The 15,886-nt window shown below is 60.1% G+C and carries 14 protein-coding genes; 12 read left to right on the top strand and 2 right to left on the bottom strand.

The annotated features are described in order from the left end of the window. Position 1: 1 nt before the first annotated feature. Positions 2–682: a fibrobacter succinogenes major paralogous domain-containing protein gene (locus tag AYT24_RS00300; protein WP_010931754.1), complete on the bottom strand. Its 681-nt coding sequence runs from the start codon at positions 680–682 to the stop codon at positions 2–4. Between the two features lie 213 nt (positions 683–895). Here AYT24_RS00300 and AYT24_RS00295 point away from each other — a divergent pair, with 213 nt between their 5' ends. From AYT24_RS00295 to feoB, 4 genes are all read left to right on the top strand, one after another. Next, positions 896–1,393, top strand: a complete 498-nt coding sequence (locus AYT24_RS00295; RefSeq protein WP_164926794.1) for a hypothetical protein — start codon at positions 896–898, stop codon at positions 1,391–1,393. A gap of 26 nt (positions 1,394–1,419) precedes the next feature. Continuing rightward, entirely contained in the window at positions 1,420–1,806 is a 387-nt protein-coding gene (locus tag AYT24_RS00290) for a histidine triad nucleotide-binding protein (protein ID WP_010931752.1), read from the top strand. A 134-nt stretch (positions 1,807–1,940) separates the two neighbouring features. Further along, the gene (locus AYT24_RS00285; protein ID WP_010931751.1) at positions 1,941–2,234 is read left to right on the top strand and encodes a FeoA family protein; all 294 of its coding nucleotides are present in this window, start codon (positions 1,941–1,943) and stop codon (positions 2,232–2,234) included. After that, the gene (feoB, locus tag AYT24_RS00280; protein ID WP_010931750.1) at positions 2,231–4,369 is read left to right on the top strand and encodes a ferrous iron transport protein B; all 2,139 of its coding nucleotides are present in this window, start codon (positions 2,231–2,233) and stop codon (positions 4,367–4,369) included. Before AYT24_RS00285 ends, feoB begins: the two co-directional genes overlap by 4 nt. A 135-nt stretch (positions 4,370–4,504) precedes the next feature. Here the strand turns inward: feoB and topA are convergent, their stop codons facing one another. After that, the gene (gene topA, locus AYT24_RS00275; RefSeq protein WP_010931749.1) at positions 4,505–6,904 is read right to left on the bottom strand and encodes a type I DNA topoisomerase; all 2,400 of its coding nucleotides are present in this window, start codon (positions 6,902–6,904) and stop codon (positions 4,505–4,507) included. Positions 6,905–7,224: 320 nt separating this feature from the next. On the opposite strand from topA, the gene AYT24_RS00270 reads away from it, so the two are divergent. The 8 genes from AYT24_RS00270 to bioA all read left to right on the top strand — a co-directional run bounded on the left by AYT24_RS00270 (position 7,225) and on the right by bioA (position 15,850). Next, on the top strand, positions 7,225–8,979 hold the full coding sequence (locus tag AYT24_RS00270) for an N-acetylmuramoyl-L-alanine amidase family protein (RefSeq protein WP_226986824.1): 1,755 nt from the start codon (positions 7,225–7,227) through the stop codon (positions 8,977–8,979). Positions 8,980–9,208: 229 nt separating this feature from the next. Continuing rightward, positions 9,209–10,210 carry a biotin--[acetyl-CoA-carboxylase] ligase gene (locus AYT24_RS00265; RefSeq protein WP_010931747.1) on the top strand — a complete coding sequence of 334 codons (1,002 nt, stop codon included), beginning with the start codon at positions 9,209–9,211 and terminating at the stop codon, positions 10,208–10,210. Then, positions 10,207–11,208, top strand: coding sequence for a biotin synthase BioB (bioB, locus tag AYT24_RS00260; RefSeq protein WP_010931746.1), 1,002 nt, complete (start codon positions 10,207–10,209; stop codon positions 11,206–11,208). Before AYT24_RS00265 ends, bioB begins: the two co-directional genes overlap by 4 nt. Next, positions 11,205–12,425, top strand: a complete 1,221-nt coding sequence (locus AYT24_RS00255) for an aminotransferase class I/II-fold pyridoxal phosphate-dependent enzyme (RefSeq protein ID WP_010931745.1) — start codon at positions 11,205–11,207, stop codon at positions 12,423–12,425. Before bioB ends, AYT24_RS00255 begins: the two co-directional genes overlap by 4 nt. Further along, positions 12,422–13,102: an alpha/beta fold hydrolase gene (locus tag AYT24_RS00250; RefSeq protein ID WP_164926793.1), complete on the top strand. Its 681-nt coding sequence runs from the start codon at positions 12,422–12,424 to the stop codon at positions 13,100–13,102. Before AYT24_RS00255 ends, AYT24_RS00250 begins: the two co-directional genes overlap by 4 nt. Further along, entirely contained in the window at positions 13,099–13,881 is a 783-nt protein-coding gene (bioC, locus tag AYT24_RS00245) for a malonyl-ACP O-methyltransferase BioC (RefSeq protein WP_010931743.1), read from the top strand. The genes AYT24_RS00250 and bioC overlap by 4 nt, the downstream gene beginning before the upstream one ends. Beyond that, positions 13,878–14,573 (top strand): dethiobiotin synthase, encoded by a 696-nt coding sequence (gene bioD, locus AYT24_RS00240; protein WP_165439254.1) that lies wholly within the window; start codon positions 13,878–13,880, stop codon positions 14,571–14,573. Before bioC ends, bioD begins: the two co-directional genes overlap by 4 nt. After that, entirely contained in the window at positions 14,570–15,850 is a 1,281-nt protein-coding gene (bioA, locus tag AYT24_RS00235) for an adenosylmethionine--8-amino-7-oxononanoate transaminase (protein WP_010931741.1), read from the top strand. Before bioD ends, bioA begins: the two co-directional genes overlap by 4 nt. The last annotated feature ends 36 nt before the right edge of the window (positions 15,851–15,886 follow it).

The raw sequence follows: 15,886 nt of genomic DNA, 5'->3' as shown, positions 1-15,886 counted from the left end.
GTCAATCCTTGACACACCGCACGGCAAAGCCGTTCCTGGGGACAACTTCTCCGACGCGCAGGGCGTTGTCGTAGAAGCCTAAAGCTCGGGCGAGAGCTTTGCCGTTACTGGCCGGCGTGGAGGTCCAGAAGCGCGCAAACTGGCCGAGCATGAGGAAAACACCGTCGGCATCCCGGCGAGCGCCGGAGGGCAAGGCATTGAACCCGCTGCTTTGGGTTTCTCCGGATGAATTGCCCCATTTTCCAGGAGCTTTCAGGCCAGCACCGGCCTCCTGTTCACCGCCGAGAGCATCGGCCAGCGCCTGCCACTCCTTGTCAGTAGCCACGTGCCAGCCTTCGGGAGCGAGACCTCTCGGATCGCTGACGGCATACCAGTTGTAGAGAAAGCCGTATGTTTTACCGTTTTCCGGGCTGTTGTCGTAAGAGCATCGCGCTCCGGCTGTCTGTGCGGTCCACGAGGCGCCCTCCTTCACCTCCGCGATGGGATCGCCATTCCGGTAACGGGTCACTCGCAGGTTTTCCGCCATCCAGACATGTCCGCCAATGTTCACCGTTCCATAGGTATTGCCGTCAATGTCGGTGACCCGCTTCGGGGTGTTTCCGTTGCAGGCAGCCATGAACAGGGTAGCGAGCAGAAGAGGGATCATTGCGCCAAACATGTGGCATATGCGTCGTTTGATCATCGTCAGGTTCCATTGTTTGAATACGTTCTCCGGATTTTGCCTGTTGGAGCATGGCGAAGGGGGAGAACAAATGTTAACGAAGTTTATCGAAGACAATGTAGTAATCGCACCGCCTTTATGCTACCCCGGGTGGACGAAGTTGCCGCAGTCGGCGCTCTTTTTATATTACATGTGCTGCATGAAGCTATTATCATCCACCTATCAGGAAAAATCATGAGCCGGCAGGTATTCAGCAAAACCGCCAAAGGTCTGTACCTCATTTCCCTTGCAAGTATCCTCGGGGCCTGCAACCATAAGGCGCCTGAACAGCAAAACACTGCGCCCAAGCCGGTTTCCGCGGCTGCCGATAATGCCACAGCCGTCACGATCGAATCTGGCAAAGGCTCGGTCGAGATTACCGATGCGGTAAAGCCTTGGCCGGATGATGCGCCCGCCGATGTGCCAAGATATCCATACGGCACAATCAGAAAGATCATCAGAACCGAAACACCTGAAGGAAACAGCTGGGACATGGCCATCGAGCGGTTGCCGGAACATGCTCTTCTGGATTACGAAGCGGTGCTCAAGGCAAAAGGGTTTGAAACCACCTCGATGATCGTTCCGGAAAAGGAGGGTGACCGGGGAAGCGTGACCGGAATCAAAGGGGCGATCACGGTGGTGCTTATCGGTTCGGGTGGCAGCATGAGCCTGTCTATCATCCAGAAACAATAGTTCAGCATTCATAAATCGACAACACCATGACACGTTACGATCCAGACTGCATTTTCTGCAAGATTGCCACCGGGCACATTCCGGCCAATCTGGTTTACAAAAATGACCACGTGGCCGCATTTCACGACATCAACCCGGTCGCGCCCATCCATGTGCTCATCATTCCGCTGGAGCACATCCGGTCGCTCAGCGATCTGAAGGATGGCGATTCGGAGATCGCCGCGCAGATTCTGCTTGCCGCACGCATCGTGGCCGAGAAGACCGGAGTGCTCGAATCGGGCTACCGGCTGGTGTTCAACAATGGCGAAGACGCCCTGCAAAGCGTCGGACACATCCATGCGCATCTGATCGGCGGCAAAACGATGGGCTGGCCTCCCTTTGCGGGCCGGGAAGTGGCTCACGGGCAGGATTAATCGCAGAACCTGTTTTTTTTTCAGAAATTTTGCCCCGCCATCAATACGGGAAAACTTTTCGTCTGTCCGGACCGTTATTTACACTAATTTTACTTAAGACAACAAGCCATTGATTTTCTGAGGATTAAATAGAGATGAAGTTATCGGAGTTGAAAGCCGGAGATCGGGCGGAGGTGACCTCGGTGGCGGCAGAACCTGCCGTCAGGCGGCGCCTCATGGATTTGGGTCTTGTCAGAGGAGCGAAGCTTAAGGTGCTGCGGTTTGCTCCGCTCGGCGATCCCATAGAAGTGAATTGCAACGGCATGCTGCTCACGATGCGACGCAACGAGGCCGAAGGGATTACCGTACACATACTGGCCGGGGACGAAGGGCATCCGCACGGATGGCCGGGCTTCCGCAGACGCCACCGTTTCGGAAAACGCGCATGAGCCAGCAGAAAACCATTACGGTCGCGCTTGCCGGAAATCCGAACGCGGGCAAGTCTTCGCTGTTCAACGCGCTGACCGGCGCTCACCAGCGCGTAGGAAATTTCCCCGGCGTAACCATCGAAAAGCACGAAGGTTATCTCGATTACAAAGGCTACCGCATCACCGTGGTCGATCTGCCCGGCACCTATTCGCTGACGCCGTACTCACCGGAGGAGATCGTCACCCGCCGCTTCATCATCGACGAGAAACCAGATGTGGTGGTGAACGTCGTCGAGGGCACCAACCTCGAACGCAACCTCATGCTGACCGTGCAGCTCATGGAGATGGAAGTCGATCTGCTCGTGGCGCTCAACATGATGGACGAGGTGGAGGAGAAAGGAATTTCCATCGATCTCGACCAGCTCGAACAGCTCTTCGGCAGCCACATCGTGCCGATCTCCGCGCGCAATCGCAAGGGGCTCGACGAGCTGCTCGACCACATCGTCAGCGTCAGCGAAGGGCGAATCGAGATCAAGAAAAACAAAATCACCTTCAGCGCCGAGGTCGAGAAGGCTATCGACAAGATCGCCCTCCTGCTGGCTCACGAGCGCGAACTCGACGCAGCAGCCAACCACCGCTGGCTCGCCATCAAGCTGCTTGAAAACGACCGCGAGGTCTACACCCAGGTGCAGAAATTTCCGGTGTGGGTCAAAATCGAGCTGGCGTTGCAGGAGGCGATCACGGAGTGCGGCATTCTGCACAACACCGATCCCGAAGCGCTCATCACCGAAGACCGGCACGCTTTCGTGCGCGGCGCGATGCAGGAGTGCGTTCACCTGCCGAAGGCCACACGAGCCTCGGTGAGCGACTACATCGACATGGTGGTGCTGAACCGGGTACTCGGCCTGCCGGTCTTTTTTCTCGTCGTCTGGGCGATCTTCCAGCTCACCTTCACGCTCGGCAAGCCGCTGGTGGAGGCGCTCGCCTACGCCTTCGACCTGCTTTCGGACACCGTCGCGCCGCACTTGCCCGCCGGAATGGTGCGTTCGATCTTTGTTGACGGCGTGATCTCAGGCGTCGGCAGCGTGGTGGAGTTCCTGCCAAACATCGTGCTGCTTTTCATGGGGCTGTCGTTCCTCGAAGCCTCTGGCTACATGGCGCGTGCGGCCTTCGTGATCGACAAGGTGATGCACCGCTTCGGCCTGCACGGCAAGTCGTTCATTCCGATGATCACCGGCTTCGGCTGCTCGATTCCGGCCATCATGGCGACGCGAACGCTCAAGAGCCGGTCGGATCGTCTCGCCACCATCATGACGATTCCCTTCATGAGCTGCAGCGCAAAACTGCCGGTCTACGTGCTGCTCGCAGGAGCATTCTTCCCGCCAGCGATGGCCGCCAACGTGATGTTCGGCATCTACCTGCTCGGCATCATGATCGGCCTCTGGACGGCGTGGCTGCTGAAATCGACCGTGCTGAAGAGCGACTCGGAGCCCTTCGTGATGGAGCTGCCGCCCTACCGCTGGCCGACGCTCACTTCGGTGGTATTTCAGGCGCGGATGAAGGCCGTGATGTACCTCAAAAAAGCCGGAACGCTGATTCTCGGCGCGGTAATCGTGATTTGGGCGGCGAGCAACTTCCCGCGCAGCTCGGCGCTCGACGCGGAGCTTGCACAAGAGAAGGCGAAGATCGAGGCAACGGCGGTCGCACCGGAGCTGAAAGCGGAGCAGTTGCAGAAGCTCAAAGCGCGAATCGACGCAGGCCAGCTCGAATACTCGCTCGCCGGACGGAGCGGGAAACTGCTCGAACCGCTCATCCGCCCGCTCGGCTTCGACTGGCGCATCGGCATCTCGCTGGTCACGGGCCTCGCGGCAAAAGAGGTGGTGGTTTCGACGCTCGGCACGATTTTCTCGATCGGTCACGCCGCCGGACAGACAAGCCTGTCGCAAATTCTTCGGAGCGATCCCAGCTTCAGCAAAGCCACGGCGCTGAGCCTGATGGTGTTCGTGCTGCTCTACATCCCCTGCGTGGCATCGGTAGGCGTAATGAAAAAAGAGGTCGGCGCATGGAAGCCGGTGCTCCTCTACTCCGTCTATGTGCTCGCCGTGGCCTGGATCGCCTCGTTCATCACCTACCACCTCGCGCTCTTGTGGCTGTGAGGAGAATCCCTTCTTTAACAATCTCCCCAAACGAAAAACGGCTGTCTTTCCTGGCAGCCGTTTTCATATAACTCCTATAGGACTTATATGACCTACAGGTACTCTTTGACCTCTAAAGCCGTCACTCCCAAGGCTTCACGTCGTGGCTTCAGCCTCCGGCTGTTCGCTTGTGGCGCTAATGAGTCCTGCGTCCTCCGCGCGGGCGATGATGTCTTCGATGGGCAAATTCATCGGTGCTGGCTTGCCGTCGAGCATCGTGATGGCCAAGGACGGATGGGCCGCCATATGCTCGTTCATCGCTTTTTCCCAGCGGGCCTGCGTCTCCGGATCGAGCGTGCTCCATGAAAGCCTGCCACGGCATTTAGGGAATTTCGAGCAGCCCAGCCACAGCCCTCGTTTGCCGGTTCTGAGATACATCGGCGCGCCGCATTTCGGGCAGGCGAGATCGGTGGTAATGGGCGGGGTCTTGATCGGCTCGATGTGGCGCTGCTTGCTGAGATTGAGCAGGGTATTGCACTTCGGGTAGTTGGAGCAGGCAAGAAACGGGCCAAGCCGACCGTTGCGCAGGAGCATGTGCCCTTCACCGCACACCGGGCAGCGCACACCAGTCTCCTTCGGTTTGGCCTTGTTGGTGGTAATCGCCTTGATGTTCTTGCACTTGGGATAGTTCGAGCAGCCGAGGAACTTGCCGCTGGTCGTCCACTTGACAATCATGTGCCCCTTGCCGCACTTTTCGCAGAGCACGGCGTCGCGGTTCTGCGGAATGAGCGGATCGCTTTTGCGGTGGCTCAAAACCGATTCGAGCGGGCGATAGAAGCGGTCGAGCACCTTTTCGTACTCGTCATCACCCGAGGCGACCTTGTCGAGCTCGTCCTCCATCTCCGCCGTGAAGCGGACATTGAAGAGATCGGGGAAGTTGGCCACGAGAATCGCCGAGACATCACGCCCCAGTTCGGTCGGGATGATCTTCTTCTTCTGTAGCTCGACGTAGCGCCGATCCTGAAGGGTCGAGAAGATCGAGGCGTAGGTCGATGGGCGGCCAATACCGTAGTTGTCGAGCTCCTTGACCAAACTCGCCTCGGTGTAGCGGGCAGGCGGACGGGTAAAGCTCTGGCGGCGGTCGAGTTCGGCCAGCTTGAGTTGTTCGTCAACAGAAAGTCGCTCGGGCAGCTTGACGATCTGCTCCTTTTCGAGCTCTTCACGGGTAGATTTCTGCGCTTCGTAGTCAAGCTCCTGCTGGTCATCGTAGACACGGAAAAAACCGGGAAAGAGCACCTTGTTGCCGGTGGCACGGAAGACAAACTCCTTTTTCTGATCATCCACATCCACGCGAGTCTGCTCAATCTTGGCCGGAGCCATCATCGAGGCCACGAAGCGCTTCCAGATCAGCTCGTAAAGGCGGAACTGGTCGGGCGTCAGGTGACGGCGGAGCGATTCGGGCGTGCGAGTCACCGAGGTGGGCCGGATCGCTTCGTGCGCGTCCTGGGCATTCTTGCCCGCCTTGCCCTGGCCACCGAAACCCTTGTACTCCGGGCCGAACTGCTGCGAGATGTAATCGTGCGCCTGAGCGACCGCCTCGCCGCTGATGCGGGTCGAATCGGTACGCATGTAGGTGATGAGACCGGTAGCACCCTCCGAGCCCAGGTCGATGCCTTCGTAGAGCTGCTGGGCGGTGCGCATCGTTTTCTGCGAACCGAAGCCGAGCTGGTTCGAGGCCGCCTGCTGCAAAAGCGAGGTGGTAAACGGTAGCGGCTGCTTGCGCTGGATCACCTTCGGCACGATCTCACTAATCGCGAACAGCCGGCCCTGAATGGCTGACGCGATCGCTTCGGCCTGCTCGCCGGAGGTAATGTCGGGTTTCTCGCCATTGACTTTTACCAGCTTTGTCCGGAAGGTCTCTCCATTTTCCGTGGTGAAGTCGGCGTAGATCGTCCAGTACTCCTGTGGCGTAAAGGCCTCGATCTCCGTTTCACGCTCACAGATCAGCCGAAGCACCACGGACTGCACACGGCCTGCCGAAAGGCCTCGATAGACCACATTCCAGAGGAATGGACTGATCTTATAGCCGACGATCTTGTCAAGAGCCTGCCGGGTCTGCTGCGAACGCACGAGCCGGTAGTCGATCTGCTGCGGATGGCCGATAGCCTCGATGATGGCGTTCCTGGTGATCTCGTTGAAGAGCACACGGAAGACAGGTTTCTTCGCGAAGTCGATCTCGTTGGAGATGTGCCAGGCAATGGCCTCGCCTTCGCGGTCAGGGTCGGTGGCGATCAGCACCTTGTCGGCCTCCCCGGCGAGCTTCTTGAGCTGCCGCACCACCTTCTCCTTGCCAGCGATCACTTCATAGCGCGGTTCGTAGTGGTTGTCAAAGTCGATGCCGATCTCTTTTTTCGGCAAGTCCTTGATATGACCGACTGAAGCGTAAACCGTGTAATCGTCGCCCAGATATTTGTTGATGGTTTTCGCCTTGGATGGAGACTCGACAACGATGAGGGTCCTGTTCCTGGCCGAAGGGGTTGCGCTTTTTGAAGCCATTGCGATTGATCCCTGTTGCTTTGGGATTGCGGGTAACCCGACGCCGCAGCCGGGAGATGCCTTTGCAAATAATGACGGAAAAGATAGGGCTTGCCTGCCAAAAAACAAACTTTGCAAGACTCGCGGTCATTGCCGGTGCGCTCAAGAATTTATGGCAACAGGCTTCGATCTGCTCTGGAAGCTAAGGGATTTATTGCTTATTATTACCCCAATCGACAAACAACACAGGCAAAGGCTCATCGCCTCGAGCGAGAGAGGCCATGCTGTGACACCGTTGTTCAACTCCGCCCCAATGCATAGCGACGATTTCAACGCGTATCATGAAAGACTCTTTATCCAGACAATTTATCAGGCCACTGAGCCTCCTGCTGTTTTTTGTGCTTTTTGCCTCCCGCCTCCTGGCCGGGCCTTCCGGAAAGGAGGCGGTGCTCTTGCATGTCACCAATGGCCCTGAACAGGGATATACGATCAAAGTACAGGGAAGTACCCGGCCAGATGGCGTTTTTCTGGCGGACATCGGTTCCTTTGCCCGCGCCCTTCGCCTCGGCAGCGTATTCGACGGCAAGCAGATGCAGATCGACGAAGCGTTCGGCGACACAGTAACAAGCTGCATACTCCTGGAAGGCAGCGATTTCGCGGTCATCGCCTCCGCCGCAGGGGACACCCCGAAACGGGTTTTGCAGCTCGCCTCGGCTCCTGTCATACGACAGGACAAGGTCTATCTGCCGGTTGACCAGGCGTGCCGGATGTTTACGCTCTGGCTTGGCCGGCAGTTGCGATACAACGCTTCGGAGAACAGAATCGATGCCACGCTCGACAGCCGCAGGCCGGACGCTTCACTGCAATCCATCGGACGCCTGCCTAATGATGCCCTCCCCCCAAACCCGCCGGAACAGGCCGCGCCGTCATCGGACAACCGCACCGATGCCCGCGCCGCCGGAGGAAAAACCACGATCGACGACATCAAGATCGAAACCCGTGCAAACGGCGCCATTATACGATTTTCAGCTTCCGGCGACATGCGTAATGCCTCTTTTCTCAGGCCGGACAACAGTGGCATCCTCTATCTAACCATTGAAAATGCCACTGGAAACCCTGCTCGCCTTGCGAGAAATTATCCGGAAGGGGCAATCAAATCGATCAGCCCGAAGCTTCTCGACAGCGGGGCCTTGCAGTTCACCATTGCACTCGATATTCCGACCTCTTCGATCAAATCATCGTCGTTCAAGTATGATGCGGCAAAAAATGATTATGTCATCTCCATCATGAATGATGTCGATGTCGAAGCCATTCATTTGTCGGAAAAAGAGCGCCGCATCCAGGAGGGGCTGAGCCGTGACGTAGACAAGTGGAAGCTAGACGCAGTGGTCATCGACGCCGGCCATGGCGGCAAAGACCCCGGCGCGATCGGTACGCAGGGCACTCACGAAAAGGATGTGGCACTGAATATCGCCCGCGACCTCGGCATGTTCATCAGGCAGAAGTGGCCCGATGTCAGGGTGATCTACACCCGCAAGGAGGACCGGTTCATTCCACTCAAGGAGCGCGGCCAGATCGCCAACCGCTACGGCGGCAAGGTGTTCATCAGCATCCACTGCAACTCCGCGCCAAACAACAGCAAGGTGCGGGGGCCGGAGGTCTATATTCTCGGTCCTCATAAAACGGATGCCGCCCTCAAGGTAGCTATGTTTGAAAACTCGGTCATCACTGGCGAGGAGAACTTCGCAGAAAAATACAAAGGCTTTTCCGACGAGTATCTCATCATGAGCAGCATGGCGCAAAGCGCCTTTGCAACGCAATCGACCGAGCTGGCGCAGGATGTGCTCCAGCGCCTGAGCCGTAACAACAGCAATAATGGCCTCGGCGTCCGGCAGGCGGGATTCATGGTGCTCTGGACTCCCTCGATGCCAAGCATTCTGGTCGAGACCGGCTACCTGTCCAACCCCTCCGAAGAAAAGCTCCTGCGCGACCGCAAGGAACAGACCAAGATAGCCTACGCCATTTTCCAGGGGCTGCAGCAGTATCGCTCACGCTATGAGACCCGGATGACAACGGCGGCGCGTCCGGTCAATTGACGGTTTATCCCAAGCACGGCTCCACTCTTTTCAACGACCCAACAAGTCCCTCCGTGCCATTTGAGCGGAATTTCTTTTTGGATGATTGTCAACCGTCAGATAAATTCCGGTTTACAAATCAATTCCTGCAGAGAGTTTTTCTTTTCAGATCCAGACTGTCTCCTATCATGCACGGCTTCCTTCACCACCATCTTTTGCCGTTATCGGCCGCCTCGGGCGTGGAGTCGGTATGAATCCGGTGACGGCAACCATTCTGCAACGTCTCGCCGGTGATGGCGGATTTGTTTCCGGAGGCGATCTCTGTAACGAGTTGCAGATCAGCCGGAGCGCGGTGTGGAAACATATTGTCGCTCTGAGAAAAGCCGGATATGCCATTGAGGCGACAAGCGGCAAAGGGTACCGCCTTGAGAGTCTGACCGGCTCACCGGTTGCCGAAGAGGTCGCGCCGCTGCTGGCAACCGAGTCGTTCGGGCGAAACTTCATCTATCTTGAAAGCATCGATTCGACCAACCTCCGCGCGCGGGCGTCGGCGCGGGAGGGCGCAGTGGAGGGAACGGTAGTCGTTGCCGACAGCCAGACGGAAGGCCGGGGGCGGATGCGCCGCGCGTGGGTTTCGCCCGCAGGGGTGAATCTCTATTGCTCGATTGTGCTGCGCCCGCCCGTGCCCTCCATCCGCGTGCCGGAGATTCCGCTCGTGGCGGCGGCGGCGATCCACGAAGCCGTGACTCAGGAGTGCCCCGGCCTGGCGGCCTTCATCAAGTGGCCGAACGACATCATCACGGGCGGGCGAAAGCTCTGCGGCATTCTGTGCGAGATGGAGTCCGAACCGGACTGCACACACTTCGTGGTGGTGGGCTTCGGGCTGAACGTCAACCTCGATCCCGTACCAGAGGAGCTGCGAAAGATCGCCACCTCCATCGCCATCGAGACCGGCTTGCGAATGTCCCGAGCACGGCTGCTCGCCGCCGTGCTCAACCGCTTCGAGCAGCTCTACCGCGACTGGCTCGAAAAGGAGAACCTGGCGTTCATCCTGCCATACCTCGAAGCACACTCCTGGCTGAAAGGGCGCGAGCTGAAAATCGAACAGTTCAACACGGTGCTGACCGGCACCGAGGCCGGATTGTCGCCGCAGGGCCACCTCCTCTTGCGCACCGTCGATGGCGCTCTGCTGTCTGTCACTTCGGGCGAGGCTCACCTGCTTCCCGTCAACCACGAACCGAGATCCGCATGAAGTCACGACTGCATCCCGACATTGAAAAGGCCTACGCCGTGCTCGACACCGGCGAGCCGCTCTCGCTCGAACTCGCTTCGGCGCTGGGGCGGCTTCCGGACTCCGAGGTGCTCGACCTCGTATCGCTGGCCAACCGGGTCAAGGCCCGCCACGCCGCGAACCACGGCGCGATTCACGCCTGCTCGATCATGAACGCCAAATCGGGCGTATGCGGTGAGAACTGCCGCTTCTGCGCCCAGTCGAAGCACAACAGCGCCGAGGTCGATGTCTATGAGCTGGTCGATGAGAACAAGGTGCTCGAACAGGCGCGGAGCGCGTGGGAGCAGGGCATCGGCCACTTCGGCATCGTGACCAGCGGCTATGGCTACCTGAAGGTGACGCCTGAGTTCGAGCGAATTCTTGGCATGATCGACCGGCTGCATCGCGAACTGCCCGGTCTGCATGTCTGCGCTTCACTCGGCGTGCTCGGCGACGCGCCCGCCGCCGAACTGGCCCGCCACGGCATCGCACACTACAACATCAACATCCAGGTCGATCCGGCCCGCTACGGCGAACTGATCGCCGACACGCACGCGGTTAACGAACGGATTGGAACAATCCGGCGGCTTCGCTCAAACGGCATCGGCGTCTGTTGCGGCGGCATCCTCGGCGTCGGCGAAACGATGCAGGAGCGCATCGGCATGATCTTCGCGCTGCGAGACCTCGACGTAACGGTCATTCCGCTCAACGTGCTGGTACCCATCGACGGCACGCCGCTCGAAGGAGCCGCACCGGTCTCGGTGCCGGAAATCGCCAAAACCTTCGCCATCTGCCGCCTCGCGCACCCGACAAAGATCATCAAGTTCGCCGCCGGACGCGAAACCGTGATGAAGGATTTTCAGGGTCTGCTCATGCTGGCGGGAGCGGATGGCTTCCTCACCGGCGGTTACCTGACGACGCGGGGACGTGACATTTCCACCGACCGGCAGCTCGCCCGGCAACTCTCGAAGTTCTCATGAGCGGCGGATTTACGAATGCGGGCCAGGTCGAGCCGCCGATTGTGGCCGACATCGCGGTGGAGCTTGCGAAGCTCAAGGCGAAGCAGCGCTTCCGCTCGATTCCCGCCACCGGCGAGCGGAGCGGGCGCTTCGTCACTGTTGGCGGTCGCAAGCTGCTGAACCTCTCCTCGAACGACTATCTCGGCCTCGGCGCTGACCGCGAGCTGTTCAGCTCGTTCATCGCACAGATTCGAGATGATCGGTTCGACGACGGACGCTTCGCCATGACCAGCTCCTCGTCGCGCCTGCTGACGGGCCACCACCCGGTCTGCGACCAGCTCGAATCGGCGATTGCCGCCGCCTACGGCAGCGAAACGGCGCTCGTTTTCAACAGCGGCTACCACGCCAACACCGGCATTCTGCCCGCACTCGCCACCCGCCACGACCTGATCCTCAGCGACCGCCTCAACCACGCCAGCATCATCGACGGCCTGCGGATCGCCGACGCCGATTATCGCCGCTTCCGCCACGCCGATTATGACCACCTCGAAGAGCAGCTCGAAACCGCCGCCAGAGAGTGCTACCGGCAGATTTTCATCGTCACCGAATCGGTCTTCAGCATGGACGGCGACCTTGCCGACTTGCGTCGTCTGGTCAAGCTGAAGCGTCGTTTCAAGGCGGTGCTGATCGTGGACGAAGCGCACGGCGCAGGCGTCTTCGGCGAGCGGGGCCTCGGCCTCTGCGAAGCGCTCGGCGTGACGAATGAGATCGACATCATCGTCGGCACTTTCGGCAAGTCACTCGCCTCCGCCGGGGCCTACGCTGTCATGCGCGGCCTCTTTCGCGAGTACCTCGTCAACACGATGCGCACCCTGATCTTCACCACCGCCCTCCCGCCAATGACGCTCGCTTGGAGCCTCGCCACCTTCACGAAACAACTCACGATGCAGCGGGAGCGCGACCATCTGCTCGGTCTCGCGGCGACCTTGCGCGGCAGCCTCCGCGAGGCGGGATTCGACGTACCCGGCGAGAGCCACATCGTACCGGTGGTGCTGGGCGAAGATCGCACAGCGGTCGAGATGGCCGGAGCGCTGCGCGAAGCGGGTTTCCACGCGCTGCCGGTACGCCCGCCGACGGTACCCGAAAACAGCTCGCGTCTCCGCTTTTCACTCCGCGCCGACCTGACGAGCGGCGACATCGCCGCCCTTGCCGAAACCATGAAAAGAGGCGCGGCATGAAGGCAGAGTGGATCGTGCGCAAGGGCAACACGGATTTGCTGCTCTTTTTCAACGGCTGGGGGATGGATCGCCGCGTGGCCGACTGGCTCGTTTCGGCGTGGCCTGACTCGGCGGGACGCGACATCGCCGTGCTGTACGATTATCGCAACCTGTCGATTCCCGCGTGGCTCGGCGAGGTGATGGCCGAGGCCCGCGCGGTCGATCTCGTCGCCTGGTCGCTCGGCGTGTGGGCTGCGGTGAATTCGGAACTCGAAAAAATCGACCGTGCCGTGGCGATCAACGGCACGGCAACGCCACTCGATGCGGAGCGAGGCATTCCGCCGGAGATTTTCGCAGGCACGCTCAAAAGCTGGAACGACGCCAACCGCAAGCGCTTCGAACGCCGGATGACGGGCGGCGTGCCGCCGAAGATTGTCGATGCCACACGTTCAGATCGCACCTCTGCCGACCAGCAGGCGGAGTTGCTGTCGCTTGGCGAAGCCGTCGCCAGATTTCCGGCGGAATCCACCGCGTCGTGGAAATTCTCGAAAGCGCTGATCGGTGGCCGCGACCTCATCTTTTCAGCCGAGAACCAGCGCCGCGCGTGGAGCGAGGCGGGGGTTCGCGTCGCCGAAATCGCCGCAATGCCCCACTTCCCGTTCACCCACATCGCCGGCTGGGGGGAGCTTTTCACATGAACGGCGTGATCGACAAGCAGCTCGTGCGCCGCCGCTTCCGGCGGGCGCTGCCAACCTACGCAGGACACGCCGAGGTGCAGCGGCGCATGGCCGTGCGGCTGGTCGCGCTGATCGAAAACGCCGGAGCCTCAACGCATCTCGGGCGCGTCTTCGAGTTCGGCAGCGGCTCGGCCATGCTCACCTCGATACTCTTCGAGCGCTATTCTGCGAACGAATTCTTCGCCAACGACCTCGTCGCCGAAAGCCGCGCCTTTGTCGAAAAAGCGGTGACGGGACGGAATGTCGAACGGCTGACGTTCCTGCCCGGCGACGTCGAGCGGCTCGATCCGTTGCCCGGAAATCTCGACCTCGCCGTCTCGAACGCCACGGTGCAGTGGCTGCACGACCCGGCGCGATTTTTCGATCGGCTGGCAACATCGGTGAAACCCGGCGGCATCGTGGCCTTCAGCACCTTCGGTGCGGAAAACATGCACGAAATCGCCGCGCTCGGCGAGGCGGCGCTGCCCTACCGGAGCCTCGACAAAATCGCCGCGCTCAGCGGAGAGCTGTTCGAGCTGGTCGCAATCGAAGACGACATCGTCCGGCAGGAGTTCGACACGCCGGAGGCGGTGCTTCGCCACATCCGCAAAACCGGCGTGAACGGCGTAGCCCGCCGCGCCTGGACGCGCTCGCAGTACCTCGATTTTCTGCAACGCTACCGGTCAGCCTACCCGTCAGGCGAAGGCGTTACGCTCACCTGGCATCCGGTATATTGCTGTTTCAGAAAGAAAAAGTCATGAAAGGACAGGTACTCGCCATCTCCGGCATCGACACCGGCATCGGCAAAACCGTCGTCACCGGCCTGCTCGCCCGGTGCTTCGCTGAAACGGGCTGGCGGACAATCACCCAGAAAATCGCACAAACCGGCTGCGAAGGCGTTTCGGAAGACATCGCCGAACATCGGAAACTGATGGGTATCGACTTGCAGGAGGCCGATCTCGATGGAACGACCTGCCCATACCTCTTCCGATTTCCGGCCTCGCCACACCTGGCTGCTACAGTGGAGGGGCGCGAGATCGATTTCATGACGATCCGCCGCAGCACCTTCAGATTGCAGAAGCTCTACGACCTCGTGCTGCTCGAAGGGGTCGGTGGGCTGCTCGTGCCACTCACGCCTGAACTGCTCTTCGCCGACTACGTGCGCGACGCGGGCTACGGCCTCGTGCTGGTCAGCGCCTCGCGGCTCGGCAGCATCAACCACACACTCCTCTCGCTCGAAGCCTGTGCAAGGCGCGGCATTCCTGTCCGGGCCATCGTCTACAACCGCTATTTCGAGGCGGACGAACGTATCGCCGCCAACACGCGCGAAGTGATCGCCGCCGCGCTCAAGCGCTACGGCTTCGGTGAGGCGCCGGTGATCGATCTCAACACCAGCGGGCTCTCGGCGGAGCCGGGCGACCTGCAACGCATCCTGAACCCTCCGGGCCAATGACGATAGACCTCGATTTCGACCGCTGCCACCTCTGGCACCCCTACACCTCGATGGCCGATCCCTTGCCGGTCTGGCCGGTCAAACGCGCGAGCGGCGTGATGATCGAGCTGGAGGACGGGCGGAAGCTCATCGACGGCATGTCGTCGTGGTGGGCGGCGATTCACGGCTACAACCATCCGGTGCTGAACCGCGCCGTGACCGAGCAGCTCGGGCGCATGAGCCACGTCATGTTCGGCGGCCTGACACACGAACCAGCCATCGAGCTTGGGAAAATCCTGACCAGCCTCTTGCCCGATCCGCTCGACCGCATTTTCTTCTGCGATTCCGGTTCGGTAGCGGTCGAGGTAGCCATCAAAATGGCCCTGCAATACTGGCTGGCTGCGGGCAAGCCTGGCAAAAAGCGACTGCTCACCGTGCGTTCCGGCTACCACGGCGATACCTTCATGGCGATGTCGGTCTGCGACCCGGTCACGGGAATGCACAGCCTCTTCAGCGGGGCGGTGCCGGAGCAGCTCTTCGTCGAAGCGCCCGCCTGCGGGTTCAACGAGCCGTGGCGCGAGGAGGCGATTGACAAAATGCGGCAGGCGCTCGAAGATCATGCCAACACTATCGCGGCAGTCATCATCGAGCCGATTGTGCAGGGCGCAGGCGGAATGCGCTTCTACTCGCCGCACTACCTGCGACGCCTCCGAGAACTGTGCACGGAGCACGGCGTGCTGCTTATCTTCGACGAAATCGCCACCGGCTTCGGGCGCACCGGCAAGCTGTTCGCGATGGAGTACGCAAGCGTCACACCTGACATCGTCTGCCTCGGCAAGGCACTCACTGGCGGATACATGACCCTCGCCGCCACCGTCACAACTGGCCACGTCGCCGACACGATCTCCGGCGGCAATCCCGGACTTTTCATGCACGGCCCCACCTTCATGGCCAACCCACTCGCCTGCGCGGTCGCCGTGGCGAGCCTGAAGCTGCTGCTCTCCGGCGACTGGCAATCCACTGTTTGGCGCATCGAACGCCAGCTCGCCGAGGAACTCGCGCCCTGTACCGGAATGACCGGAGTCCGCGACGTGAGGGTGCTCGGCGCGATCGGCGTGGTGGAACTCGACCGCCCGGTCGATATGGCGAAAATCCAGCAGGCGTTCGTGGAACGGGGCATCTGGGTCAGGCCATTCGGCAGGTTGGTCTATCTGATGCCGCCATTCATTATCCGTGACAACGAGCTGACTCGTCTCACGTCAGTAATCTGCGAGGTCATTGGGGCAGAATACAGATGAAAGTGTCTATTTTTTCTCCTGTCATCCTGTCCATCT

It is taken from the genome of Chlorobaculum tepidum TLS, assembly GCF_000006985.1.
Classification (GTDB): Bacteria; Bacteroidota; Chlorobiia; order Chlorobiales; family Chlorobiaceae; genus Chlorobaculum; species Chlorobaculum tepidum.
This window is presented reverse-complemented; position numbering and strand designations above follow the sequence as displayed.

Coding starts and splice junctions, on each gene's coding strand:
- AYT24_RS00295 (WP_164926794.1), top strand. CDS start 896: ATGAGCCGGCAGGTATTCAGCAAAACCGCCAAAGGTCTGTACCTCATT.
- AYT24_RS00265 (WP_010931747.1), top strand. CDS start 9,209: ATGAATCCGGTGACGGCAACCATTCTGCAACGTCTCGCCGGTGATGGC.
- AYT24_RS00285 (WP_010931751.1), top strand. CDS start 1,941: ATGAAGTTATCGGAGTTGAAAGCCGGAGATCGGGCGGAGGTGACCTCG.
- bioB (WP_010931746.1), top strand. CDS start 10,207: ATGAAGTCACGACTGCATCCCGACATTGAAAAGGCCTACGCCGTGCTC.
- AYT24_RS00255 (WP_010931745.1), top strand. CDS start 11,205: ATGAGCGGCGGATTTACGAATGCGGGCCAGGTCGAGCCGCCGATTGTG.
- topA (WP_010931749.1), bottom strand. CDS start 6,904: ATGGCTTCAAAAAGCGCAACCCCTTCGGCCAGGAACAGGACCCTCATC.
- bioD (WP_165439254.1), top strand. CDS start 13,878: ATGAAAGGACAGGTACTCGCCATCTCCGGCATCGACACCGGCATCGGC.
- AYT24_RS00270 (WP_226986824.1), top strand. CDS start 7,225: ATGAAAGACTCTTTATCCAGACAATTTATCAGGCCACTGAGCCTCCTG.
- feoB (WP_010931750.1), top strand. CDS start 2,231: ATGAGCCAGCAGAAAACCATTACGGTCGCGCTTGCCGGAAATCCGAAC.
- bioC (WP_010931743.1), top strand. CDS start 13,099: ATGAACGGCGTGATCGACAAGCAGCTCGTGCGCCGCCGCTTCCGGCGG.
- AYT24_RS00290 (WP_010931752.1), top strand. CDS start 1,420: ATGACACGTTACGATCCAGACTGCATTTTCTGCAAGATTGCCACCGGG.
- bioA (WP_010931741.1), top strand. CDS start 14,570: ATGACGATAGACCTCGATTTCGACCGCTGCCACCTCTGGCACCCCTAC.
- AYT24_RS00300 (WP_010931754.1), bottom strand. CDS start 682: ATGATCAAACGACGCATATGCCACATGTTTGGCGCAATGATCCCTCTT.
- AYT24_RS00250 (WP_164926793.1), top strand. CDS start 12,422: ATGAAGGCAGAGTGGATCGTGCGCAAGGGCAACACGGATTTGCTGCTC.